The following is a 21,491-nucleotide window of genomic DNA, read 5'->3' as shown; positions in this document are numbered from 1 at the left end:
ATGAATAAATTCCAAGAAAAATATATCACTCTTTCAAAAGAATATTATAAAAATAATGGCAATGCTTCTAGCATTGAGGCACTCTATCAGTTTAAAGAAGAGTTGGAAAATTGTGATGACATTTGCGCAAAGTATGTTTTAGTCGATGTTTATCAGCTTTTATCTATGAGAAAGAGTGCTTACGACTTACTTTTAAAAATACATGACAAAAGTGATAAAAAGCAGCTAAAGGCACTTGGCTATCTAGTGCAATTCATTGACGAAAATGATAAATGGGCGCTGCCTCGCCCAAAAAGTAGAGATCAAATTTTGGCTCAAAAAGATAAAGCTATCACGTTACCAAAATTTATCTACCATCCCAATCCTTTAAAAACTGGCGCATTTAAAGATGATATGAACATAGTGTGTGAGTGTTGTGGCAAAGATACTGAAGTTTATTATAGCGGCAGTATTTATTGCGAGCAGGATATTTCGTATCTTTGTCCTACTTGTATTTCTAGTGGTAAGGCTGCTAAGAAATTTGACGCAACATTTGTGCAAGATGCTGACAAACTAACTACAAGTGATGCTAAAAAGAATGACGAACTCTTTAGAAGAACCCCGGGCTACGAGAGCTGGCAGGGCGAGCATTGGATAGTTTGTTGTGATGATTATTGCGAATTTTTAGGCGACATTGGTACAAGAGAGCTTGAAGAAATGGGTATGGCAGACGAGGTCTTTGATGACTATGCAAAAAGAGCCGAATATGACGATAAAATGCTACGCGAATATCTTGTCAAAGCTGGCGATATTGCTGGATATTTGTTTCGTTGTTTGCATTGTAAGAAGTATCATATATACGTTGATGCTTGTTAAAGAGGAAAATATGGATATTGCAAAAATTTCTAAAGGTTGTAAAGAACGTGGCCTGGATGAACTTTTTATGCTTTTATCGCCACTAGCAAGAAATGCCATAAGGATAGATACGCAAGCTAAAAATGACGATGATATCGCCGTTGGAGCGTCTAAATTTGGCGGCTCGCCAGATCTGCCAGATGGTTTATCGTGGCCTTCAAATGAAAACGGCGCTTTGAGTTTTGTGGCACAGATAAATTTTGCTGAAGCTAGCAAATTTGACATTGACTCACTACTTCCAAAAAGCGGAATGCTCTATCTTTTTTATGATAGAAATTTACGTGTTTGGGGCTACGACCCTGCCAATAAAAAGGGCTTTGCCGTGATCTTTAGTGAGGTAGCTAAAGACCAGCTTGCTCGACAAAACATGGATAGCGGAAATTTCACATTTGGCGCACGCTCTCTTAGCTTTAGAAACGAGCTAAATTTGCCAAGTTTGCAAAGCTCGATTGTGCCATTTAGTAAAATTAGTGAGGCTGAGTGGGAGGCCTATCATGAGGTTATTGAGCCAAGCTGGCAGGCTAAAGAAAATAAGCTCCTTGGGCACTCCGATAATGTCCAAGATGGCATGGAGCTAGAGTGTGAGCTGGTTGCAAATGGACTTAGCTGTGGTGATGGTAGCGCTTATCACCACCCAAGAATAGCGGAATTTGAGAAAAATTCTGCCCAGTGGCAACTACTTTTACAGATAGATAGTGATGATGAGGGCGATATGGACTGGGACGGAGAGGGCAGAGTTTATCTGTGGATAAAGAGGGACGACCTAGCGGTGCGCGACTTTAGCAAGACGTGGCTAGTTTTGCAAACAAGTTAAGGCTACCGAATTTATAAAAGATAAAAATTAAAATTTATAGGGAAATTTTATACTAGGGTTACACAATAAATTTTTACTAACATTTTTAGTGTGATTATCAAAATTTCACTTCCATTTCTACCACTAACTACTTAAATATATAAAATAATCAAAGATGGTAATGCCCAAATTTAGGCAAAATTTAGTAAAATCCTTAAAAATTTTAAAGGCAAAATATGTTTAATGGCTTGATCCGTGAGATCGCACAGGTTGTTAGTTATTCACAAAATATTTTAAGGCTAAAGGCAAATTTTCGTCCAAATTTGGGCGATAGCATTGCTGTAAATGGTGCTTGCTTGAGTGTGATAAAACTGCATGAAGATGGCTTTAGCGTGGAGTTAAGTGCAGAGAGTAGGGCAAATATCGCGGTTGAAAATTTAAAAGAAAGAGTGCATATTGAGCCAGCGATGAAGCTAGGAGACAGAGTAGATGGGCATTTGATGCAAGGACATATCGATTTTATTGGTAAAATTTCAAATATCAGAAAGAATGAGAATGGGGTTGATTTTTACATCGACTTGCCGCGCGATGCTATGAGCTTGATGTCAAATAAAGGTTCGGTGGGTGTTGAGGGCGTGAGTCTAACCATAAATGAAATTTTGCCAAATGGTATAAGGCTTACGATCATACCAATCACTTTTAGAGATAGTCTTTTTGGCACTTTTAAGGTCGGCAGGCGCGTAAATATCGAAAGCGATCTTTTGGCTCGATACGTGGCTAGGCAGCTTTTTTGCAAGCAAGATAGTGGCCTTAGCTGGGACGATGTTGAGCGAATTTCTAGCCTTTACTAGGTGGATAAAATGCGTGAAAATTTAGAGATCGTTTTTGATAAAAATGGCGTATTAGCTGGCTTTACAAATAGATTTGGTGGTGTGAGTGAGGGTGCTTATGAGAGCTTAAATTTAGCAGATCATGTTGGTGATGATCCGCTAAAGGTCGCACAAAATCGTGAAATTTTAGCGACGGCGCTTGGCATTATGCCTATTAATTTAAAATTTATGAGCCAAATCCACTCAAATAAAGTGGAAATTCTGCAAGATTTTAACGATACTCTACCTCCGTGTGATGGTGTGATAACATCATTAAAAGGCGTGACGCTTTGCGTCTTAGTCGCTGACTGTGCGCCTGTTTTGATAATAGATGAACATCTTGGCGTAGTCGCAGCTGTGCACGCGGGGCGTGCAGGTGTTACTAGTAAAATTTGCACAAATGCGGTAGGACTGATGATGAGTGAGTTTGGTTGTCGCGCTAGTAATTTACGCGTATTTATAGGCGCAAATATCAAAGTGCAAAACTACGAAGTAGGCAAGCTGGATCTTGGCGAATTTAACCGATACAAAAAAGATGGGAAATTTGATATAAATGCAGCTTTATTAGACGAATTTGCTAAGCTTGGGGTAGAGCAAATATGGCTAGATCCTCGCTGCACTTTTGAGAGAGATGAATTATTCTCATACCGCAAGCAGAGTAGGACTGGGCGTTTTTGCGGATTTGTGATGAATAGAGCCACATCGGTAAATAGTAAAAAATAAAAGTAAATTTTTAGCTTCATTGCTTGCCTATTAAAATTTGCCAGCTAAATTGTATTGAACGTTTTGATATTTAATTTGATCTAAAAAATGGCTAAATATAATAATTTTTAGCTACAATTTGACATCAAATCTCAAAAATAACAACGAGGAAAATCATGAAAATAGGTAGAATTTTGACCGCTGTTATGTTAACAGGAGCCTTTTATATGGCGCAAGCACACTTGTTTTGGGTAGATGGAGCTAATGATGAAAAGCTAGGAAAATTTATCGCAAATATGGGTTATAGCGACGATTTTCCAAAGCTAGAGCCTATTATGGCCGAACGCGTCCATCTTTTTGCGCCAATTACTGTAATAAGTAAAGATGGTAGTAAAAAGAAGCTTACACAAAGTGGCGAGAACTACCGCTACGAGGGCGAAAGATTAGACAAAGGCACATATATCTTACTAGCACAGCAAAATCCTATGTATTCGCTCAAAAGGCGTAGTGATGGCAAGTGGCTAATAGACACAACTAAGCTTGATCTAAAGGATCTAAGTGATATACAGATTTGCCGGCTGATGACGATAACATCTAAAAGAGTCTTAAATTTAGGTGAAATAGATGGCTTCGTAACTAAACCTGTTGGAGTTAAAATCGAGATCGTACCGCTACAAAACCCAGCAGAATTTAGAGTAGATAAGCCTTTTAAATTGCAGGTTTTTGCTGATGGAAAGCCGCTAGAGCGAGCTAAGCTAACTGGTACTTTTGCTGGATTTTTAGACCATAAGCACGCGTTTTATGGTGTGACTGATGAGCAAGGCATCACTGAAGTGTTAGCTCTAAGACCAGGATTTTGGGTATTTGAAGTGATTTATGAAAGACCTTATCCAGATGCTGCGAAGTGTGATAAAGAGACGTTAAAAACGACGCTTAGTTTTGAGATAAAAGAATAAAAGTTTGATATAAATTTGAGTCCGAATTTATTATAAATTTTTATAATTGCTTTGTAATTTTGAAAGTAGAGAAAGAATGCCTTACGAAAACTTTAAATCAAAAAATCCTCTTGTGCTAAAAATCACTACAAACGCAAGAAAATTTGGCGTAGAAACGCTACAAAATGAGGAGTTTGTAAGCATTCTTTTAAACGTTAAGAAGCTTAAAATTTCATCCGAACAAAGACAAACAATGGCAGAAATTTTTGCTAAGTTAATAAAAATCGAAGAAGACTCACAATTAAGTAAATAAACTTTAGTTTAAATTCATATTATTTTAAGTATAATCCCCCTTTATTTCACACACGACAATCCTAAATTTGGTTGTGCGAAAGCATTAATGGTCGTGGAGGATAAAACTAAATTCAAGGCAAAATGCCTAAAACAAGGAGAAACTCATGGTAACTATGAGAGATTTATTAGAGTGTGGCGTACATTTTGGTCACCAAACACGCCGCTGGAACCCAAAGATGAAAAAATTTATCTTTGGCGAAAGAAAAGGTATCTATATTATAGATCTACAAAAGACTATCCGCTACTTCCGCTACACTTACAATATCGTTCGTGACGCAGCTGCTGAGGGCAAGTCAGTGCTATTTGTTGGCACTAAAAAACAAGCTATCGACGCTATCAAAGAGTACGCTGAAAAATGTGGAATGCCTTATGTAAATCACCGCTGGTTAGGTGGTATGATGACAAACTTTGGTACTATCCGCCAGTCTATCCGCAAACTAGAAGTTATCGAGACTATGGAAGAAGATGGCTCGATAAATTTACTAACTAAAAAAGAGGCTTTAATGCTTCGTCGCAAAAAAGAGAAGCTTATCGCAACTCTTGGCGGTATCCGCAATATGAAAAGCCTACCTGATATGATATTTGTTGTTGATACAGTTAAAGAAAAGATCGCTGTTCAAGAAGCAAATCGTTTAAAAATTCCAGTTGTAGCACCGATCGATACAAACTGCGATCCTGACGTTGTTGACTATCCGATTCCAGGAAACGACGATGCGATCCGTTCTGTTCAGCTTTTCTGCCAAGAGATGGCTGAGGCGATCAACGAAGGCAAATCACTTCTTGAGCAAGATGGTGGCGAGCAAGCTGCTGGCGAAGAAGTAAGCCAAGATGAGAAAGATGCAGTTGTAGCTGAGGCTATGAGTGAAGAAGACTTTGGCGAGGACGAAGAGTAATGGAAATAACTGCACAAATGGTAAAAGAGCTCCGCGAATCAACCGGAGCTGGTATGATGGACTGCAAAAAGGCACTTGGCGAAGCAAATGGTGACATGGAAAAAGCTGTTGACATCCTTCGTGAAAAAGGCCTAGGCCAAGCTGCTAAAAAGGCTGATCGTCTCGCAAGCGAGGGCTTGGTAAGTGTTGAAGTTTGCTCAAAATGCAAAAAAGCAACTATCAGCGAGATCAACTCTGAGACTGACTTCGTTGCTAGAAACCCACAGTTTCAAACACTTGCAAAAGACGCAACAGCTCACATCCAATCAAGTGGCATAACAACAGTTGAAGAGCTAAATGCGAGTACTTTAAATGGTGTTAAATTTGAAGATTATTTCAAAACTCAGATCGCAACTATAGGTGAGAACCTTGTAGTTCGCCGCTTTGAGACTATTATTGCTGATGATAAAGGCGTAGTAAATGGTTATGTTCATTCAAATGGCCGTGTTGGTGTGCTTATAGGTGCAGCTTGCGAAAGCGCAGAAGTTGCAAATAAAGCAGCTGAATTTATAAGAAATTTATGTATGCACGCAGCTGCTATGAAGCCAAGTGTTATAAGCTACAAAGATCTTGATAAAGATTTTGTTGAGAAAGAATTTATCGCACTTCGCGCTGAGCTTGAAAAAGAAAATGAAGAGCTAAAACGCCTAGGCAAGCCACTTCACCACATCCCTGAGTATGCTAGCCGCTGCCAGATAGGTGAGGCAGAGCTTGCAAAAGCTACAAAAGCGATCGAAGAAGAGCTAAAAGCTGAGGGCAAACCTGAGAAAATTTGGGACAAGATCATCCCTGGTAAGATCGAGAGATTTTACGCTGACAATACAGTACTTGACCAACGCCTTACACTTTTAGGTCAGTTTTATGTAATGGACGATAAAAAGACTATCGAACAAGTTATCGAAGAGAAGAGCAAAGAGCTTGGCGGCAAGATCGAGATCGTAAAATACGTTCGTTTCGAGCTTGGCGAAGGCTTAGAGAAAAAAGTAGATGACTTTGCTGCAGAAGTTGCTGCTCAAATAGGCTAATGGAAATTTTAAGAGCGTCTAATCTAGGCTTTGCGTATGATTATACGCTCTTTAACAATATAAATTTAACTCTCAATCAAAAACAAAGCATCGCGATAACCGGCGTTAGCGGCTGCGGCAAGTCAACACTTTTACATATACTTTCAACACTTTTAAAACCAAATTTTGGCGAGGTCATCTATCAAGATAGATCGATCTATGAGCTTTCTCAAAACGAGCTTTTGGCTATTAGAAGGCTTCATTTTGGCATTATTTTCCAGTCACACTATCTTTTTAAAGGATTTAGCGCTTATGAGAATATTGAGCTTGCAAGCATCTTATCTGGTGAAAAGATAGAAAAAAATGATCTTGAAGCGCTTAAAATTTCAAGCGTTATGAACCAAAAAGTTGGCGAACTAAGTGGTGGTCAGCAGCAGCGCGTTAGTATCGCTAGAGTGCTTACTAAAAAGCCAAAGATCATCTTTGCAGACGAGCCAACGGGTAACCTTGACAAGCAAACTGCAAATGAGGTGATGCAAGTTTTATTTGACTATATAAATGAAAACAATGCCGCCCTTGCTCTAGTCACTCACGACAACGATTTAGCAGCAAAATGCGATAGCTCATACAAGCTTGAGAACAAAGAACTTGTGCAAATTTCTTAAAATTTAAAAACTAAAATTTATTATTTTATCTTTAATATTTTTATAAATTTTTCCAATTTAGATTTATCTATATCTTTATAATAAAAAATTTGTATTAAAAAGCTTTATGTAATAGGTAAAATCAGGCAAGCTTAAATTACTTGCCTGATTAATAAGAAAGTTTAGATTTATCCCGTCAAAAACCACCAACAGGTTTTGTATTATTCTTGTCAGTATTTTATTTTAAAAAATTCTATTCCTTTTTTATAGGTTTATAGTCATCTTTGAAGAATTTTTTTCTTAGTATTGATTTTTTGCTTTAGCATTTTCTTCTCATAAATTTTATATGTTGGCTTCCAGTATTCAAGGTAATTTATAAAGCCAGCGCTATGTCCTGCTTCATAGTGGCAACTTACAAATTTTAGTTTTTTGTTACTGCCAAGAATTTTTTATAGTGAGTATACATCTTTTGAGCTTGTGCTGATATTTTATTGCTACCTATCATATTTGTATGGCAGCTAGTGTAGCCATTGTCACCTATCTCTTTAAATTTGCTAGGATTATCGCCTTGATTTTGGTGGCAAGCAATACAATCAAAGCTAGATGTTTGTGATGAGAGGCTTTAGCTTATGTTTGGCTCTTAGCTCGTCAGAAACTACTATCTTTTGTAATATTTAGATCACTCTTTGGATAAGTACCAATCTATTAAGATAAATTAATATAAAAAGTATGCAAATAATTACCAATACGTTATTCTAAAGAAATTTATAAGCGAATAGTCGGACTTTATAATTAGAGAAATTTTGTGCTTTATGATAAGAGAGAAGAGCTTTAAATTTCTTCTTTGATTTTTTTATAAAGCTCTAAAATCTCATCTTTTTTAATAATAAAGCTATTTTTATTTGCTATTAGATAAGCTGAGCTTTGCATGATATCACCAGCGATCTTTAGCCCATTTTGTTTCATGGTTGAGCCAGTCTCGACTACATCAACTATCGCGTCGCTTAAGCCAACTAATGGTGCAAGTTCGATCGAGCCATAAAGCTTGATGATCTTTACAGCTACGGCTTGTTTTGTAAAATAATTTCTTGTTATATTTGGCATTTTTGTAGCTATTTTTAGCTCTGGCTGGTTTAGGTCTAGTTCAGAGTCGTTTTTTATGCCAATGCAAACTTTGCATTGGCCGATTTTTAAATCCAGTAGCCTTACAACATTTGGCTTGTGCTCTTCAAGCACGTCGAGCCCCACTACACCGATATCAGCTGCACCTTCAGTGACGTAAGTTGGGATATCTTGGTTGCGAACCATTAAAAATCTAAAATTTCCTTCTTCAAGGATTAATTTTCTATCTTCAAATAAAAAACTTGAACCAAAAATTTTTCTAAAAATTTCTAGTGTTGCCTCGGCTATTCTTCCCTTTGGTAGTGCTACTGTTATCATATTATCATATCTTTCTTTTCAGTTATTAGCTTTTGCATGGCACGAAAAACTAGCATCTTGTCGCAAATAGCATTTTTAAAAAATTTTGACAAAAAGTCGCCATCTCCACCAGTAAAATAGACTTTTTTGTCACCGGCTAGTTTATCTAGTAGAGTTATTATCGGTTTAATAATGCCATAACTCACGGCATCGGCTGTTTTTTGTGGTAGAGCATCTATGTCAATTTGCGAATTTATAGTGATATCAAGTCGTGGCGAGATGCTTTTGTAAGCATTTAGCATACTTGAAATGCCTGGCAAGATATATCCTCCAAGATGGATAGAGTTTGCCATAATATCAACTGTTATCGCACTTCCAGCATCAACAATTACGCCATTATTTATAGAGTAACATGCAGCGATTCTATCTACGCCTAGACCCTGATATATCGTATCAATAGTAAAAAATGGTTCTAAATTTACAAACATTTTATTATCTTTTAAAATATTTAAAATTTCATCATTTACGGATATAAAATATACTTTTTTTTCTGGCTTATAGCTTTTAAACTCAGAAATTTTCATACGTGAGATTTTGCCACCTTCTAAAAATGTAGCGTTTGTATTGCCTATATTACACAAAATCATAACATCGCCAATTATTGTCTTGTAGTTCTTTTAAGGCTTTAGAACAAATTTCTGAGCTATAAAATATAGTTTTTTTTCTTAGATTTATTTGGAATTTTGCCTCTATCTTTTTAGAAATTTCTTCAAGTTCCAAAGCCTCTTTGCGTAGCAATCTACTTTTTGCTGTTCTTAAAAAGACAAGATTGTAAAAGCTCTTATTGTCCACTCCCCAAAAGATATCAAGCGTCTTTTTTGTGCTAAATTCACTTGTATTAAGTGCTTTGATATCTTTTAAAAGGATTTTTTTGGCTTCAAAAAGCTCCCAAATTTTTTGGTTCATTGCCCTAAATTAACAAGTTCATTATCATAATAAAAGGCACCATTGCCCATAAAGCTTTTATCTTTTATCTCATCGCTAAATTCATAAATTTCAGCTCCACTGAGGTCTAAATTTGTTTTTATAACGTAGCCTGTTTTTTCGATTACGTAGAGCTTATTATTGATAATAGTGGCTGCTGAGAAGATGGCAAATTTGAAATTTACTTTATTTTGCTCTTTTAGCATAAGATTTGTTCTTACAATCGTACCATCTTTTTTAAAGATATAAATTTCATCGTTATTAACTAGTACATCTTTGATCTCACCGTCATAATAAACTGTTTGGCTTGGATTAATGACGATAAGTTTTTTAGCTGTTGCTGCAATTAGATTATCGCCCTCAACGCCTAAGAATATGATGTTATTAAAGAAATTTTCAGAGCTTACGACCACGTCACGTAAAATTCTACCAGTCTCTTTTTGCACTATGTAAATTTTGCCATCTAATGCCGGATAGACAATAAGTGAGCTCATAAAAAATGGCGCTACGACCCTTGAATCAACCGCAGCTATATTAGACGAGCTATATTCCATTATTGTTGTTGCGGTATTTATGTCTATTAGATAGATGTGGTTTGCCGCGCTGATAGCTGCTAATAGGTTTTGATCAAGAGAGGCAGCAACGATTGCTGTTGGAAATTTATTACTATAAACGCTGCGTCCGTTAGGATCTGTCACATTTAGATCGCCATTTATACTAGCTGAGATGGTAAAGCCGTTGTTTTCATTTAAGAAATTAAAATTTTCAGGCAACTTAATGTTTGTATTTAGGCCGTTTTTGGTGATAATATTGCCGTTATCAAGAGTGGCACCATTTGCATTTGTTGATTTGATATAAGATGGCATATCTTTTGACAAAGAAATTTTGCCAGAGGTTTGAGCTGGCTCGAAATATTGTCTTTTTGTGCCACATCCGCTTAAAACTAAAGCCAAGGCAAAAGCCAAGAAAAGAGTAATTTTTTTCATTATTTTATTCCCTGATAGTGTTTTAAATTTTTAACTAAAGTTTGAAGTTGAGAGTCGAGTGAAATTTTATTAAACTCATCATTTGCTTCTTTGATTTTGTTTTGTTTTAAAAGCTCAAAGCCTTTTAAGAGCGTGCTATATTCGCTTAAAATTTGAGTGTTTGCATTACCATTTTGTGAAAGAATAATATCTTTTACTATAGGATTTACTTTTAAATTTGCAAGCTCACTAATGCCATTTGTTTCATTTTTATAAAGCTTTTGCTGAAGTGAAAAAAGCGCATATAAATTTGGTTCTTTTTCTTTTAAAATGCTTAAGGCATTTGCATCGTTTGGATTTAAAATGAGCTTTGAGTAAGCCAAATTTGCATCTTCAATTCTATTATCATTTATTATTTTGTTCGAATAAAATCCAATAATTGCAATGACAGCAACAATAATGGTAATTATCATAAATTTTTTATACTTTCTAAAGAAACGCTCACCTTTGATCATGCTTTCTAAAAACTGTTCTTGAGCACCAATCTCTTGTTTTATCTGTGTTAGATCTTCTTTTATAGCCAACGCTTTTCCTTTGTTTTTAAAAAATTTTAATTCGCAGATTTTAACATAATTAAATTAAAACTATCCCAAAATTAAAGCTTGAATGTGATATAATGGCTCAAAATTAATTAATAAGGTTACTTATATAATGCAAATAGATGATACTCTTTTAAATAAATTAGAAAAACTCTCTGCACTACAAATTAATGATGAAAAAAGAGAAGAAGTAAAAAAACAACTAAGCGAGATTGTATCTTTTGTTGATATTTTAAATGAACTTGATCTAAGTAGCGATGAAGCTGTAGTTAGCTCTATAAAAGGTGGCACGCCTTTAAGAGAAGATGAGCCAAGACCAAGTGATGTGATTGATACGATCTTGAAATACGCTCCTTCACGTGAAGGGCATTTTTTTGCTGTACCAAAAATAATAGAATAATGGTAAAAATATGGATCTAATCGAACAGCTTCAAGCAAAGAATTTAAGTGTAAAAATATCAGAAGATAATAGCCTTAATAATCTTGCTGGCGATATAAAAACACTTTTAAAAACTGTTGTGAGTGATAAGGCAAGCGATCTTCACCTTGTTTCAAGATCCGAGCCGCAAATAAGAGTAGACGGTGCTTTAAAGCCCATTGATTTTGGCATATTAAGTGGCAAGGATATAGAGAATTTATGTTTTTCTTTGATTACTGATGAACAAAAAAGTGAGCTTAAGAATAATAAAGAGCTTGACTTTGCGATTGAGCTTCCAGATATTGGCCGCTTTCGTGGCAACTATTACTATACCATGAATGGCGATTTAGCTGCCGCTTTTCGTATAATCCCAATCAATATCCCATCTCTTGATGAGTTAAATGCCCCACAAATTTTTAAACACATTATTAAGCGTGAAAAAGGTCTTATTTTGGTTACTGGACCGACAGGAAGTGGTAAATCAACAACTCTTGCAGCCATGCTTAATGAGATAAATTTAAATTATAGAAAGCATATTATTACAATTGAGGATCCAGTCGAGTTTGTGCATAACAATAAAAAAGCTCTATTTTCTCATAGAAATATCGGCACTGACGCAACTTCTTACTCAAGGGCTCTAAAATCTGCGGTTCGTGAAGATCCAGATATCATACTTGTGGGCGAGATGAGAGATAGGGAGACGATTTCAACGGCTATCACGGCGGCTGAGACCGGACACTTAGTCTTTGGTACACTTCACACAAATTCAGCCATTCAAACTATAAATAGGATCGTTGATAGTTTCGATGGAAGTGAGCAATTACAAGTAAGAAATATGCTTAGCGTTTCGCTAACTGCTGTCGTTTCACAAAGTCTAATCCCAAAGATAGGCGGTGGAAGGTGCGCGGTGCATGAAATTTTAATAAACAATATGGCTATCTCAAACTTGATACGTGAAAACAAAATACATCAAATTTACTCTCAGATGCAGCTAAATCAACAACAAACTGGCATGAGTACGCAAACTCAGGCTTTGATGAAAGTGCTAAAAGAGGGTAAGATTACAAAAGAAAATGCGCTAGCTTATTCAACTAGTCAGCAAGAACTTCAAAATTTAATAGGAACTATATAATGGATTTAGTAACGTGGTTTGATATTATTATTATTGCTCTTGTCTTGATGCTTGGCATAAAAGGCATATTAAATGGACTTATCAAAGAAGCTTTCGGACTTATCGGACTTATCGGAGGTTTAATTATAGCTAGCAGATTTTCAGATCTATCTGGTGAGTTTATAACTAAAAATATATATAAATTTGAAAATCCTTCATTTTTACAGTTTGTCGCATTTATCTCTCTTTGGCTAGTTTTCTGGATAGTTTGCTTGCTAGTTGGTAAATTTTTATCAAAAATAGTTTCAGTAAGTGGGCTTGGTTTTTTGGATAGACTTGGTGGATTTGTTATGGGAAGTGGAAAAATTTTCTTAACATTTTCGGCAGTAGTTGCTGTAATATCTGGCACTTCGCTAAATAATATAATTGCTCCTTATTTTGCGAACAGTAAAGTTTATCCGGTTTTGATAGAAACTGGCAAATGGATAACAAATCTTGATGTTAAAAATATCAAAAGTGAGTTAGATGAGATAGTGGCAAGACCAATGGATACAAATAAAACTGATGCATTTATTTCAATGGATGCAAATGCTAGTGTAAATACCGACTCTAATATCACAAAAGGGGAATAAAATGATAGAAAATTTAGAATATGATGCGTTGCTTGAGAAATTCAAAAGAGTGCTTCGCGACAATGGTTTGAAATATACGAAACAGCGTGAAATTTTACTAAAAACGCTATATAACAATGGCGAACACTTTACTCCAGAAAGACTTTATCTTTTTATAAAAGAAACGCACCCTGAGCTAAATATTGGTATCGCAACTGTTTATAGAACACTAAATCTACTTGAAGAATCAGAGATGGTGACATCAATCAGCTTTGGTTCACAAGGCAAAAAATTTGAGCTTGCCACAAAGCCACATCACGATCATATGATATGCAGAAAGTGCGGTCTTATCATAGAATTTGAAGATCCAATGATAGAAAAAAGACAAATCAGTATCGCAAAAGATCATGGTTTTAAACTAACTGGTCATATGATGCAGCTTTATGGAATTTGTGAAAAATGCTCAAAAAATAATATAAAGGGAAAGTAAGGTGATATTTGACAATCAACATGAGATTCAACGACTACAAAGCATAGACGAACTAAGAAATTTAGGTATTAATCCATATCCGCATTTTCTTAGAAGAGATATGAATATCTCTAAATTTAGACTAAAATTTAACTACATTAATGATACAGAAGAGAAAAAGGCCGAAGGTCAGCTAGTAGGTCTTGCGGGTAGAATAAAACTCATTCGTGATGCTGGAAAAGCGGTTTTTGCAAATATTGAAGATGAAGATGGAAATTTACAAATTTACTTTAGTAATAAAACACTTGATCCAGAATGGTTTAAAATCGTTAAAAAATACGTAGAGATAGGTGATATCGTCTATGTTAGAGGTTATGCATTTATAACAAGAACTGGCGAATTTTCTATGCATGTAAGCGAGCTTAGCCTTGCTTCAAAGTCGATAAGCCCACTTCCTGAGAAGTATCATGGACTAGTTGATGTTGAGACAAGATATCGCCAAAGATACCTTGATATGATAATGAACCCTGAAGTTAGAGCTGATTTTAAAAGACGCTCAGTGATTATTAGTACGATTAGAAGATTTTTTGAAGAAAAAGGCTTTTTAGAAGTTGAAACACCGATGCTACACCCAATAGCAGGCGGTGCAAACGCAAAGCCATTTATAACTTTTCACAATGCCCTTGGGGTCGAGAGATACCTAAGGATCGCACCTGAGTTATACCTCAAACGCCTTATAGTAGGTGGCTTTGAGGCTGTTTATGAGATGAATAGAAATTTTAGGAACGAAGGTATGGATCTTACTCACAATCCTGAGTTTACAAGTATAGAGTTTTACTGGGCATACCATAACTATCACGATTTAATGGGTATCACAGAGGATCTTTTTAATGTCATTTTAGACAAGCTAGATATGGAAAAAGTTGTAAATTTTGACGGCATGGAGATTGATTTTAGTAAGCCATTTAAGCGAATAAGCTATAAAAAAGCTCTCGTTGAGATCGGCGGACTAGATGATAATATCATAAACGATAAAGATAAAATTTTAGCAAAACTAAGAGCTGATGGCCTTGAAGCAAATGAGAAGCTTGATCTTGGTCACTTGCAGGCTGAGTTGTTTGATAACTACGTAGAGAGTAAGCTTATACACCCAACATTTGTTATTGATTATCCGATTTCGATCAGCCCGCTTTCAAGAAGAAGTGATGCAAATCCTGATGTGGCTGAGAGATTTGAGTTATTTATCGCTGGTCGCGAGCTAGCAAATGGCTTTAACGAGCTAAACGATCCAATCGATCAATACAACCGCTTTAAAGCTCAAATCGATGCTAAAAACGCAGGCGATGACGAGGCACACGAGATGGATGAGGACTATGTAAAGGCCCTAGGATACGGCATGCCACCAGTTGCAGGCGAGGGTATAGGCATCGATAGGCTCGTGATGCTTTTAACGGATAAAAAATCAATTCGCGATGTTGTGCTCTTCCCAGCGATGAGGCCACTTAAAAATGAGATAAAGGAGAATGAAAAATGAGTTTGCAAAGCTACGATAAGGACATTTACGATCTAGTAAATTTAGAGTTAAAACGCCAATGTGATCACCTTGAGATGATCGCTAGTGAAAATTTTACATATCCAGAAGTTATGGAAGTAATGGGCTCAATCCTAACAAACAAATACGCTGAAGGCTATCCTGGCAAGAGATATTATGGTGGCTGCGAATTTGTAGATGAAATCGAGCAAATCGCGATCGATAGATGTAAAGAACTTTTTGGATGTGAATTTGCAAACGTTCAACCAAACTCAGGTTCCCAGGCAAACCAAGGCGTTTACGGTGCTTTGCTTAATCCAGGTGATAAAATTTTAGGCATGGATCTAAGCCATGGTGGACACCTAACTCACGGCGCAAAGGTCAGCAGCTCTGGCAAAATGTATGAGAGCTTTTTCTATGGCGTCGAGCTTGACGGTCGCATAAACTACGATAGAGTCATGGATATTGCAAAGATAGTAAAACCAAAAATGATCGTTTGCGGCGCAAGCGCATACACAAGAGAGATCGAGTTTAAAAAATTTCGTGAGATAGCCGATGCTGTTGGGGCGATACTCTTTGCAGATGTTGCTCACATTGCTGGTCTTGTTGTTGCTGGTGAGCATCAAAGTCCTTTCCCATACTGCGATGTCGTAAGCTCAACTACGCATAAAACATTAAGAGGCCCAAGAGGCGGCATAATAATGACAAATAACGAAGAGTATGCTAAGAAGATAAATGCCTCTATTTTTCCAGGCATCCAGGGCGGACCACTTGTTCATGTTATCGCAGCAAAAGCAGTTGGCTTTAAGCATAACCTTAGCCCTGAGTGGAAAATTTATGCTAAACAAGTAAAAGCAAACGCTAAAAAATTAGGCGAAGTACTAATAAAAAGAGGCTTTGATCTAGTGAGTGGTGGTACTGATAACCATCTAATTTTGATGAGCTTTTTAAATCGTGAATTTAGCGGAAAAGACGCAGACATCGCTCTAGGAAATGCTGGCATAACTGTAAATAAAAACACAGTCCCTGGCGAGACAAGAAGCCCATTTATCACAAGTGGTATACGTGTGGGTAGTCCTGCGCTTACGGCTCGTGGTATGAAAGAGGCTGAGTTTGAGCTAATAGCAAACAAAATAGCTGACGTTCTAAGCGACATAAACAACACATCTTTACAAGAGAAGACAAAAGCTGAGCTAGTTGAACTTGCTCATAAATTTATAATCTATGATAAAGCGACATTTTGATGCAAAGTATTGATACGGCACTTATAAAGATTATTACAACTCATTACTATATCAAGCGTGATACGATCGTTAATAAAATAGAATACAGGGGTAAAATTTTCTTTGATAAATTTGAAAAGATAAATGAGCCGCTGACCTATAATATTATGAAAGAGCATGAAGAGGGCAAGGCTGTTATCGCGCACTCTTTAATAAATGCATACGATAAAGTTGAAAATATAGTCTTTGACTATAACGGCAGAACCCCTGATAGATTTTGGCATAAAGCACAGCTTCTTTTAAGAGAAGAGGGATTTATAAATTTTACAGCCTACGAAAGCAAGACGCCAGGGCATCTGCATCTTTATGTACATAAAGGTCACACTACGCTAAATGAGGCTTGCCAACTAGCAAATATGCTCAACGCAAAGCTTTCGCAGAAGTTGCCTAAAGAGTGGAGGATGTTTCCAAATATCGATATGCCAAAAGAATTTAACATACTAACTTTACCTTATAAACTCTATCAAAAAGAGCGTGGGGCAAGTTGGTCAAAATATATGTAATTAAGGATAAAAAGTGGAAAATGATGAGTTAAAAGATATTCTTTTAGAAAGAGATGATGACGCAAGAGGATTGAAGCTAAAAAAACTTCTTATATTTATAGCAGCTCTTATTATACTTTTTTTGATCATTGTAGTGGCTATGAAGCTAGTAAATTCAAGCGATCCTTCACAAGCTCAAAATGAAGCTGATTCAAGACTAGTGCTTCCTCCAGTACCAGCTGAGCAGCCAGTAGATAGACAAGCTCCGATAGCTGATACAAATTCAGACAATAAAAAAGGCGATACACAGCTTTTTGAGCAAGTACCGATTGTGCCTGAAAATAAGCAACAAGATGAATTTGAAGATATGATCAAAAAGCTAAAAGATAAAGAAAACAATAAGCCTGTTTCTAAAACCGAAGAGCCAAAAGAGATAGTTAAGCCTATCGAAAAGCCTGCTGAAATACCAGCAAAAAAAGCTGAGACAAAGGCAGATGCTCCAGTTAAAAAAGTCGAAAAGGTAGCAGCTACTGATAAAAAGAGTGAGGCAAAACCAGCTAAGACTGAAAATAAAGTAGATAAAAAGGTTGAAAAAAAGGCTGAAACCAAAATAGAAAAAACGGATAAAAAAGCTGAAGTAGCTAAAACTGAACCTGCTACAAAAGGCTCTTATGTTCAAGTATTTGTGACTAGTAAATTTAATCCAAATGCTGAATATATGAAGAAGATCGCTGCTAAGGGATATAGCTACAAGACTATAAAAGTTGGTGAACTGACTAAAATTTTAGTTGGTCCATTTGATGAAAAAACGCTTCAAAAAGTAGTAGGCGATATTAGAAAAGATATCAATAAAGACGCTTTTATCTTTAGAGCAAAATGAAAACATTCGCAGTCTTTGGAGATCCAATAGCTCACTCGGTATCTCCGAGGCTGCACAATAAAGCCATTGCAGATCTGGGCTTAAAAGCACTTTACACAAGAGTCTTGCTAAAAGATGGCAGTGAATTAATCAATAAATTTAAATCCTTAAAATTAAACGGTGCAAATGTAACACTTCCACATAAAGAGTGGGCTTTAAATTTAGCCGATGAAGCTTCAGATATAGCTCGCAAAATAGGCTCTGCAAATACACTTGTGCTTAAAAATGACAAAATTTATGCATATAATACAGATGCGCCTGGGTTTTTAAAAGCAATAAAAAATTTTAAAGATGTAAGAAAAGCAATTGTCCTTGGAGCAGGCGGTACTGCAAATGCCATAACTTATGCATTAAGAGAACAAGGCGTTGATGTTTGCATACTAAATAGAAGCAAAGATAGGCTTGAGAAATTTAAAGATGAGTACAAATGCTTTAGCTGGGATAACTACGAAGAGCAAAAATTTGATCTAGTCATTAACTCGACCTCTGCTGGCCTAAAGGATGATTTTTTACCAGCACCTAAAGAAATTTTAAAAAGCATTTTTAAGGATGCTAAATTTGCATTTGATGTGATTTATGGCAAGCAGACACCATTTTTAGAAATGGCCAAGCAAAGCAGCCTTAGTGTAAAAGATGGAGCCGATATGCTTTTATATCAAGCGGTTTTAGCACTAAATTTATTTTTTAACAATACACTCGATGAGTCAAAGATAGAGCGCTCAATGAGAGAAATTTTCTATCTATAATAGCCGCCAGTATTTATTTTTGTAAAAAATTTGCGTAAGTTTGGTTTTAAACTAAGTTAAATTTTATGGCTTGTAGAAAATATTTTGATTAAAATTTTTGTTATAAGTAATTGGTAGAAAATATAAAAAGCAGGGAAGATCCCTGCTAAATTTTACTATTCGTTTGTTTTGATATAAGCGTAGTCTGAAATTTTAGTCCATTCTCTTGCTTTTTTAAGGAAAGCTCTTTGAGACTCAACGATCTCTTTGAATAATGGATCTTTAGCACTCTCTTCATCAAGAAGCTCATTTGTGGCTTTTTTAAGAGCTGCGATTACTTCTGGTGGGAAAGATTTTACTTGGATGTCTGGATACTCGCTTTTCATTTTATCCCAGTACTCGACATTTGAATAAAATACTTTTGTATTCGCATCTCTTGCTACTTCAGCTGCAGCTGCTTCAAAGATCGCTTTTAGGTCATCTGGAAGCTTCTCGTATGATTTTTTATTAAAGAAAAATTGAGTTTCGCCGTTTGGCTCTTGCCAGCCTGTGTAGTAGTATTTTGCCACTTTGTGAAAGCCAAGCGCCATATCATAAGCTGGGCTTACCCATTCGACTGAGTCGATCGTTCCCATCTCAAGAGCCATATAAAGCTCACCAGTTGGGATAGTATTGATGTTAGCGCCAAGTTTAGCGTAAATTTCACCACCAAAGCCCGGAATTCTTATCTTTAAGCCTTTTATGTCATCTAATGATTTGATCTCTTTTTTAAACCAGCCACCCATTTGCATGCCAGTATTTCCAGCTCTAAAAATTTTGATATTGTATGGATCGTAAACTTTTGCCTCAAGCTCCTTACCACCGCCAAATTCATACCAAGCTGTTTGCTCATCAGTATTCATCATAAATGGAGTTGCTGTAAAAAATATAGTTTTAGCATCTTTGCCTTTATAATAATAGCTACTTGTATAGGTAATGTCGTATTGACCGCTTTTAGCAAAATCAAGCATTGCAAAAGGTGATTTATGCTTTGATGGATAATCAATCCTTAGCTCAAGTCTGCCATTACTCATCTTTTCAACTTTATCCTTTAGCTCTTTTGGTACATCACCAAGCACTGGCATGGTGCTCTCCCATGAGCTAGCAAGCTTTAGCTTATAAACTTTATCGTCTCCCATAGCAACGCAAGCAACAGCTGCTAAACCAAGAGACGCTAATAAAAATTTATTCATATCTTCTCCTTTTAAATTTTGCCTATTATACAAAAAATTACATTATTAAAATGTGTTATAATCGCAAAAATCAAATTTATGGGGCATAAAATGATAAAAAAGACAAAAATCGTAGCTACTTTGGGGCCAGCAAGTGATAATGAAGAGACAATGGAAGCGATGGTAAAAGCAGGTGTTAATGTCTTTCGTTTAAATTTTAGCCATGGGACACACGAATACCATAAATCAAACATTGACAAGATAAGAAATATAGAAAAAAAGCTAAATAAAAGAATAGGAATTTTACAAGATATCTGTGGTCCAAAGATCAGAGTTGGCAAGCTTAGTGAGCCATTTTATCTAAAGGCTGGCGACAAACTAAGCATATACGCAGAGGATATTGTTGGTGAAAAAGTAGAAAAAGGAATTTATAAAGTAAGTCTAAATCAGCCTCAAATTTTACCAATGCTAAAGGTTGGCGAGTATGTCTATCTCTATGACGGCTCTATAAGGGCAAAGGTCGTTAGTGAAGGCAAAGAAATAGTAAAAACTATCATTGAAAATGATGGAATTTTAAACTCAAATAAAGGCGTAAATTTCCCAAATACGGCTCTTGGCATCGAGATCATCACGCCAAAAGATAAAGAAGATATGAAATTTGGCGCAAAGCATGGCGTAAATTTTGTCGCTATTAGCTTCGTACAAGATGCAAATGACGTAATAAAGGCAAAAAATATCTTAAAAGAATTTGGTTCAAGAGCTGCTGTTTTATCTAAGATCGAGAAATTTGACGCGGTTGAAAATATAGACGACATCATCGCAAAGAGTGATGGTATCATGGTAGCTCGTGGCGATCTTGGCATAGAAGTGCCATTTTACAAGGTTCCAACTATCCAAAAGCTCATCATCAAAAAAGCAAATGCAGCAAGCAAGCCAGTCATCACAGCAACCCAGATGATGCTAAGCATGGCAGAGCATGAGACTGCCACAAGAGCGGAGATCAGTGACGTGGCAAATGCCGTGCTAGACGGTACTGATGCTGTTATGTTAAGTGAAGAGAGTGCGATTGGTAAAAACCCAGTTGCGGTCGTAGAGGCGATGAGTAAAACGATCATCCAAACTCAAAGCATCTATCCATATAATAAATTTGATGAGTTTGACTTTTTTGACGAGACTGATATGGTGGCAAGTAGTGCCGCATCTCTTGCTGTTCGCATAAAAGCAGATGCTTTAATCTCAATCACTGGCTCAGGAAAATCGGCTATAAAATTAGCTAGAAACCGCACAAACATTGACATCATTGCAGTTGCTCACGATGAACAAACAGCACACATGCTTACTCTCGCTTGGGGTGTTACGCCAGCACTTGTACTAGAAAAAACAAAACTTAGCTCACTTTTAGCAAATGTTATGAAAAAGGCGTATGAAGAGAGATATGTTGACCACGACAAGACCTATCTTGTCACAGCCGGTCACCCTACGGGCGTTGAGGGTAGCACGAACCTTATACGTATCATCAGACGCGATCAGCTTGATTATTATTTGGAGCTTGCAACTGAGTAAATTTATATACTCTCTTGTTAATTTTAAAATTTTGCTTGTAAAAATTGACTGCTAAGATTCGTCTTTGCTTTTTG

25 protein-coding genes are annotated in these 21,491 nt (G+C 36.4%); 19 read left to right on the top strand and 6 right to left on the bottom strand.

All coding sequences use genetic code 11. The features are described 5' to 3' along the window. The 9 genes from CVS97_RS05495 to CVS97_RS05455 all read left to right on the top strand — a co-directional run bounded on the left by CVS97_RS05495 (nucleotide 1) and on the right by CVS97_RS05455 (nucleotide 7,148). Nucleotides 1-855 (top strand): CbrC family protein, encoded by an 855-nt coding sequence (locus CVS97_RS05495; RefSeq protein WP_107785369.1) that lies wholly within the window; start codon nucleotides 1-3, stop codon nucleotides 853-855. A 10-nt stretch (nucleotides 856-865) separates the two neighbouring features. Beyond that, complete coding sequence (locus CVS97_RS05490) at nucleotides 866-1,708, top strand: YwqG family protein (protein ID WP_107785368.1); 843 nt, start codon at nucleotides 866-868, stop codon at nucleotides 1,706-1,708. Between the two features lie 215 nt (nucleotides 1,709-1,923). Beyond that, nucleotides 1,924-2,538 carry a riboflavin synthase gene (locus tag CVS97_RS05485; RefSeq protein WP_107785367.1) on the top strand — a complete coding sequence of 205 codons (615 nt, stop codon included), beginning with the start codon at nucleotides 1,924-1,926 and terminating at the stop codon, nucleotides 2,536-2,538. Between the two features lie 9 nt (nucleotides 2,539-2,547). Beyond that, complete coding sequence (gene pgeF / locus CVS97_RS05480; protein WP_107785366.1) at nucleotides 2,548-3,279, top strand: peptidoglycan editing factor PgeF; 732 nt, start codon at nucleotides 2,548-2,550, stop codon at nucleotides 3,277-3,279. A gap of 155 nt (nucleotides 3,280-3,434) precedes the next feature. Next, complete coding sequence (locus CVS97_RS05475; RefSeq protein WP_107785365.1) at nucleotides 3,435-4,214, top strand: DUF4198 domain-containing protein; 780 nt, start codon at nucleotides 3,435-3,437, stop codon at nucleotides 4,212-4,214. Nucleotides 4,215-4,290: 76 nt separating this feature from the next. Next, nucleotides 4,291-4,506: an acetyltransferase gene (locus tag CVS97_RS05470; RefSeq protein ID WP_084041948.1), complete on the top strand. Its 216-nt coding sequence runs from the start codon at nucleotides 4,291-4,293 to the stop codon at nucleotides 4,504-4,506. Between the two features lie 145 nt (nucleotides 4,507-4,651). Further along, nucleotides 4,652-5,440: a 30S ribosomal protein S2 gene (gene rpsB, locus CVS97_RS05465; protein WP_002941277.1), complete on the top strand. Its 789-nt coding sequence runs from the start codon at nucleotides 4,652-4,654 to the stop codon at nucleotides 5,438-5,440. Then, nucleotides 5,440-6,504, top strand: coding sequence for a translation elongation factor Ts (gene tsf / locus CVS97_RS05460; RefSeq protein ID WP_107785364.1), 1,065 nt, complete (start codon nucleotides 5,440-5,442; stop codon nucleotides 6,502-6,504). Before rpsB ends, tsf begins: the two co-directional genes overlap by 1 nt. Further along, a complete protein-coding gene (locus tag CVS97_RS05455; RefSeq protein WP_107785363.1) occupies nucleotides 6,504-7,148 on the top strand; it encodes an ABC transporter ATP-binding protein in 645 nt (214 codons plus the stop codon). The genes tsf and CVS97_RS05455 overlap by 1 nt, the downstream gene beginning before the upstream one ends. Before the next feature lie 810 nt (nucleotides 7,149-7,958). Here CVS97_RS05455 and hisG read toward each other — a convergent pair. Genes hisG through CVS97_RS05425 form a run of 5 tightly spaced genes read right to left on the bottom strand, consistent with a single transcriptional unit; the run spans nucleotide 7,959 to nucleotide 11,079 of the window. After that, on the bottom strand, nucleotides 7,959-8,567 hold the full coding sequence (gene hisG / locus CVS97_RS05445; RefSeq protein ID WP_084109560.1) for an ATP phosphoribosyltransferase: 609 nt from the start codon (nucleotides 8,565-8,567) through the stop codon (nucleotides 7,959-7,961). Continuing rightward, nucleotides 8,564-9,193 (bottom strand): type III pantothenate kinase, encoded by a 630-nt coding sequence (locus CVS97_RS05440; protein ID WP_107785362.1) that lies wholly within the window; start codon nucleotides 9,191-9,193, stop codon nucleotides 8,564-8,566. Before CVS97_RS05440 ends, hisG begins: the two co-directional genes overlap by 4 nt. Beyond that, nucleotides 9,180-9,512 carry a hypothetical protein gene (locus CVS97_RS05435; protein ID WP_087577808.1) on the bottom strand — a complete coding sequence of 111 codons (333 nt, stop codon included), beginning with the start codon at nucleotides 9,510-9,512 and terminating at the stop codon, nucleotides 9,180-9,182. The genes CVS97_RS05440 and CVS97_RS05435 overlap by 14 nt, the downstream gene beginning before the upstream one ends. Further along, nucleotides 9,509-10,516 (bottom strand): L-seryl-tRNA selenium transferase, encoded by a 1,008-nt coding sequence (locus CVS97_RS05430; protein WP_107785361.1) that lies wholly within the window; start codon nucleotides 10,514-10,516, stop codon nucleotides 9,509-9,511. Before CVS97_RS05430 ends, CVS97_RS05435 begins: the two co-directional genes overlap by 4 nt. Further along, complete coding sequence (locus tag CVS97_RS05425; RefSeq protein ID WP_107785360.1) at nucleotides 10,516-11,079, bottom strand: hypothetical protein; 564 nt, start codon at nucleotides 11,077-11,079, stop codon at nucleotides 10,516-10,518. The genes CVS97_RS05430 and CVS97_RS05425 overlap by 1 nt, the downstream gene beginning before the upstream one ends. 127 nt (nucleotides 11,080-11,206) lie before the next feature. On the opposite strand from CVS97_RS05425, the gene gatC reads away from it, so the two are divergent. The 9 genes from gatC to CVS97_RS05380 are packed head-to-tail and all read left to right on the top strand — an operon-like array spanning nucleotide 11,207 to nucleotide 18,664. Then, complete coding sequence (gene gatC, locus CVS97_RS05420) at nucleotides 11,207-11,494, top strand: Asp-tRNA(Asn)/Glu-tRNA(Gln) amidotransferase subunit GatC (protein WP_107785359.1); 288 nt, start codon at nucleotides 11,207-11,209, stop codon at nucleotides 11,492-11,494. Between the two features lie 10 nt (nucleotides 11,495-11,504). Then, entirely contained in the window at nucleotides 11,505-12,644 is a 1,140-nt protein-coding gene (locus tag CVS97_RS05415; RefSeq protein WP_107785358.1) for a type IV pilus twitching motility protein PilT, read from the top strand. Continuing rightward, nucleotides 12,644-13,255, top strand: coding sequence for a CvpA family protein (locus CVS97_RS05410; RefSeq protein ID WP_054197121.1), 612 nt, complete (start codon nucleotides 12,644-12,646; stop codon nucleotides 13,253-13,255). The genes CVS97_RS05415 and CVS97_RS05410 overlap by 1 nt, the downstream gene beginning before the upstream one ends. 1 nt (nucleotide 13,256) lies before the next feature. Next, entirely contained in the window at nucleotides 13,257-13,724 is a 468-nt protein-coding gene (locus CVS97_RS05405) for a Fur family transcriptional regulator (protein WP_021091630.1), read from the top strand. A 4-nt stretch (nucleotides 13,725-13,728) separates the two neighbouring features. Continuing rightward, nucleotides 13,729-15,237: a lysine--tRNA ligase gene (gene lysS, locus CVS97_RS05400; protein ID WP_234401426.1), complete on the top strand. Its 1,509-nt coding sequence runs from the start codon at nucleotides 13,729-13,731 to the stop codon at nucleotides 15,235-15,237. Further along, nucleotides 15,234-16,478 carry a serine hydroxymethyltransferase gene (locus tag CVS97_RS05395; protein ID WP_087579191.1) on the top strand — a complete coding sequence of 415 codons (1,245 nt, stop codon included), beginning with the start codon at nucleotides 15,234-15,236 and terminating at the stop codon, nucleotides 16,476-16,478. The genes lysS and CVS97_RS05395 overlap by 4 nt, the downstream gene beginning before the upstream one ends. Further along, a complete protein-coding gene (locus CVS97_RS05390) occupies nucleotides 16,478-17,020 on the top strand; it encodes a DUF1882 domain-containing protein (protein ID WP_084041248.1) in 543 nt (180 codons plus the stop codon). The genes CVS97_RS05395 and CVS97_RS05390 overlap by 1 nt, the downstream gene beginning before the upstream one ends. 13 nt (nucleotides 17,021-17,033) lie before the next feature. Beyond that, nucleotides 17,034-17,879 carry an SPOR domain-containing protein gene (locus CVS97_RS05385; RefSeq protein ID WP_107785357.1) on the top strand — a complete coding sequence of 282 codons (846 nt, stop codon included), beginning with the start codon at nucleotides 17,034-17,036 and terminating at the stop codon, nucleotides 17,877-17,879. Further along, nucleotides 17,876-18,664: a shikimate dehydrogenase gene (locus CVS97_RS05380; protein ID WP_107785356.1), complete on the top strand. Its 789-nt coding sequence runs from the start codon at nucleotides 17,876-17,878 to the stop codon at nucleotides 18,662-18,664. Before CVS97_RS05385 ends, CVS97_RS05380 begins: the two co-directional genes overlap by 4 nt. A gap of 155 nt (nucleotides 18,665-18,819) precedes the next feature. Here the strand turns inward: CVS97_RS05380 and CVS97_RS05375 are convergent, their stop codons facing one another. After that, nucleotides 18,820-19,875 carry a TRAP transporter substrate-binding protein gene (locus CVS97_RS05375; RefSeq protein WP_021091622.1) on the bottom strand — a complete coding sequence of 352 codons (1,056 nt, stop codon included), beginning with the start codon at nucleotides 19,873-19,875 and terminating at the stop codon, nucleotides 18,820-18,822. Nucleotides 19,876-19,965: 90 nt separating this feature from the next. On the opposite strand from CVS97_RS05375, the gene pyk reads away from it, so the two are divergent. Beyond that, the gene (pyk, locus tag CVS97_RS05370) at nucleotides 19,966-21,417 is read left to right on the top strand and encodes a pyruvate kinase (RefSeq protein ID WP_107785355.1); all 1,452 of its coding nucleotides are present in this window, start codon (nucleotides 19,966-19,968) and stop codon (nucleotides 21,415-21,417) included. The last annotated feature ends 74 nt before the right edge of the window (nucleotides 21,418-21,491 follow it).

The sequence above is a fragment of the Campylobacter concisus genome (assembly GCF_003049735.1).
In the GTDB taxonomy this organism is placed as follows: Bacteria; Campylobacterota; Campylobacteria; order Campylobacterales; family Campylobacteraceae; genus Campylobacter_A; species Campylobacter_A concisus_AN.
The sequence above is the reverse complement of the archived record's forward strand: the minus strand, read 5'-3'. Positions and strand labels throughout refer to the sequence as shown.

What these genes read in the sequence shown, in the direction of transcription:
- CVS97_RS05405 (WP_021091630.1), top strand. Translation starts at nt 13,257, where the DNA reads ATGATAGAAAATTTAGAATATGATGCGTTGCTTGAGAAATTCAAAAGA.
- pyk (WP_107785355.1), top strand. Translation starts at nt 19,966, where the DNA reads ATGATAAAAAAGACAAAAATCGTAGCTACTTTGGGGCCAGCAAGTGAT.
- CVS97_RS05475 (WP_107785365.1), top strand. Translation starts at nt 3,435, where the DNA reads ATGAAAATAGGTAGAATTTTGACCGCTGTTATGTTAACAGGAGCCTTT.
- CVS97_RS05395 (WP_087579191.1), top strand. Translation starts at nt 15,234, where the DNA reads ATGAGTTTGCAAAGCTACGATAAGGACATTTACGATCTAGTAAATTTA.
- CVS97_RS05490 (WP_107785368.1), top strand. Translation starts at nt 866, where the DNA reads ATGGATATTGCAAAAATTTCTAAAGGTTGTAAAGAACGTGGCCTGGAT.
- CVS97_RS05430 (WP_107785361.1), bottom strand. Translation starts at nt 10,516, where the DNA reads ATGAAAAAAATTACTCTTTTCTTGGCTTTTGCCTTGGCTTTAGTTTTA.
- CVS97_RS05485 (WP_107785367.1), top strand. Translation starts at nt 1,924, where the DNA reads ATGTTTAATGGCTTGATCCGTGAGATCGCACAGGTTGTTAGTTATTCA.
- CVS97_RS05375 (WP_021091622.1), bottom strand. Translation starts at nt 19,875, where the DNA reads ATGAATAAATTTTTATTAGCGTCTCTTGGTTTAGCAGCTGTTGCTTGC.
- CVS97_RS05435 (WP_087577808.1), bottom strand. Translation starts at nt 9,512, where the DNA reads ATGAACCAAAAAATTTGGGAGCTTTTTGAAGCCAAAAAAATCCTTTTA.
- CVS97_RS05380 (WP_107785356.1), top strand. Translation starts at nt 17,876, where the DNA reads ATGAAAACATTCGCAGTCTTTGGAGATCCAATAGCTCACTCGGTATCT.
- CVS97_RS05390 (WP_084041248.1), top strand. Translation starts at nt 16,478, where the DNA reads ATGCAAAGTATTGATACGGCACTTATAAAGATTATTACAACTCATTAC.
- CVS97_RS05415 (WP_107785358.1), top strand. Translation starts at nt 11,505, where the DNA reads ATGGATCTAATCGAACAGCTTCAAGCAAAGAATTTAAGTGTAAAAATA.
- CVS97_RS05470 (WP_084041948.1), top strand. Translation starts at nt 4,291, where the DNA reads ATGCCTTACGAAAACTTTAAATCAAAAAATCCTCTTGTGCTAAAAATC.
- CVS97_RS05440 (WP_107785362.1), bottom strand. Translation starts at nt 9,193, where the DNA reads ATGATTTTGTGTAATATAGGCAATACAAACGCTACATTTTTAGAAGGT.
- tsf (WP_107785364.1), top strand. Translation starts at nt 5,440, where the DNA reads ATGGAAATAACTGCACAAATGGTAAAAGAGCTCCGCGAATCAACCGGA.
- CVS97_RS05410 (WP_054197121.1), top strand. Translation starts at nt 12,644, where the DNA reads ATGGATTTAGTAACGTGGTTTGATATTATTATTATTGCTCTTGTCTTG.
- rpsB (WP_002941277.1), top strand. Translation starts at nt 4,652, where the DNA reads ATGGTAACTATGAGAGATTTATTAGAGTGTGGCGTACATTTTGGTCAC.
- hisG (WP_084109560.1), bottom strand. Translation starts at nt 8,567, where the DNA reads ATGATAACAGTAGCACTACCAAAGGGAAGAATAGCCGAGGCAACACTA.
- pgeF (WP_107785366.1), top strand. Translation starts at nt 2,548, where the DNA reads ATGCGTGAAAATTTAGAGATCGTTTTTGATAAAAATGGCGTATTAGCT.
- gatC (WP_107785359.1), top strand. Translation starts at nt 11,207, where the DNA reads ATGCAAATAGATGATACTCTTTTAAATAAATTAGAAAAACTCTCTGCA.
- CVS97_RS05495 (WP_107785369.1), top strand. Translation starts at nt 1, where the DNA reads ATGAATAAATTCCAAGAAAAATATATCACTCTTTCAAAAGAATATTAT.
- CVS97_RS05455 (WP_107785363.1), top strand. Translation starts at nt 6,504, where the DNA reads ATGGAAATTTTAAGAGCGTCTAATCTAGGCTTTGCGTATGATTATACG.